Raw genomic sequence first — 1264 nt, forward strand, 5'->3', positions numbered from 1 at the left:
GCCCACGGGGGCGAGTACGAGACGTCGCTCATGCTCTACCTCCGTCCCGACCTGGTCGTGGACGCGCTGATCGAGGAGGGGACGCGCTGGGACGAACACTACGACTGGGGCGGCGGGGACCTCCTCGAGGGCGGACAGCTCTCGGTCTACCGCGAGTTCGAGGAGTACTCGGAGACGGGAGACATCGGCGCCCCGGAACTCGCCAGCGCGGAGAAGGGCGAACGCATCCACGACATCGTGACCGACGAGCTCGGCGCGATGTTCACGGCCATCCACGAGCACAACCGATGAATCGGCGTCGCGGCGACCGAACCGCTGTGACTACCCAAAGATATTAATAACCGCAAGTGAATGTCTAGCGCAGATGTCGACCGACAAGATCAGCGACACTGACGGGAGCATCGATCGGCGAAAAGTCCTCGAGGCGATGGGTGGCGGCGGCATCATCGCGTTGGCGGGCTGTCTGGGCGGCGACGACGGCGGCTCCGGCGGTGGCGGCGATACCGAAGGCGGGAGCGGCGGCGGCAGCGACGACGGCCGGACGATCCAGTTCCTGACGATGGGCGTCGGGGACAACATCGAGACGTTCTTCGAGGAGAACAACGCGCAGTTCGAGGAGGAACACGACGTCACCCTCGAGTTCACCAGCGTCACCTGGGACAACGCCCAGCAGACGGTGAACAACCGCGTCGACGGCGGCGAGGCGCCCGACGTCGCTCGCTGGCCGGCCCGGTGGATCCCCCAGCTCGTCGGCAAGGGCGAGCTCGAACCGATCGACGAGCTCATGGAGGGCGACTTCGGCGACCGCTTCTACCAGGGAATGGCGGACGGCTGCATGTATCAGGGGTCCTACTACGGGGCGCCGTGGGCCGCGTCGAACAAGTGCCTGTACTACAACAAGGACGTGTTCGAGGCGGCCGGGCTCGACCCCGAGGACCCCCAGCTCGACACCTGGGAGGACATGATCGCGGCCGGCGAGCAGATCCGCGACGAGACGGACACGCCCGCGCTCGGGCTCGCGGGTGCGGACGCCATCGAGACGGGCTCGCAGTACTACCACTACCACTGGTCGCACGGCGCCGACCTGATCGACGACGAGGGGCGGCCGGTCGTGAACTCCGACGAGGGGGTCGAGGCGCTCGGGCTCTACGCCGACCTGCACCAGGAGTACGGGATCTCCCAGCCCTCGCCGCTCTCGTCGACCCGGCAGGACATCCGCCAGCTGTTCGAGTCCGGCGAGATCGGGATGGTCATCGCCCACGTC

General features: G+C 67.3%; 2 protein-coding genes. Both read left to right on the top strand.

The window, feature by feature from the left end; all coding sequences use genetic code 11:
* Positions 1-291: creatininase family protein (locus tag AN233_RS05320; RefSeq protein ID WP_141654126.1), on the top strand; the 291-nt coding region annotated here is incomplete at its 5' end.
* Positions 292-364: 73 nt separating this feature from the next.
* The coding region (locus AN233_RS05325; protein WP_058365801.1) for an ABC transporter substrate-binding protein at positions 365-1264 on the top strand (900 nt) is incomplete at its 3' end.

Source organism: Haloparvum sedimenti, assembly GCF_001462205.1.
Classification (GTDB): Archaea; Halobacteriota; Halobacteria; order Halobacteriales; family Haloferacaceae; genus Haloparvum; species Haloparvum sedimenti.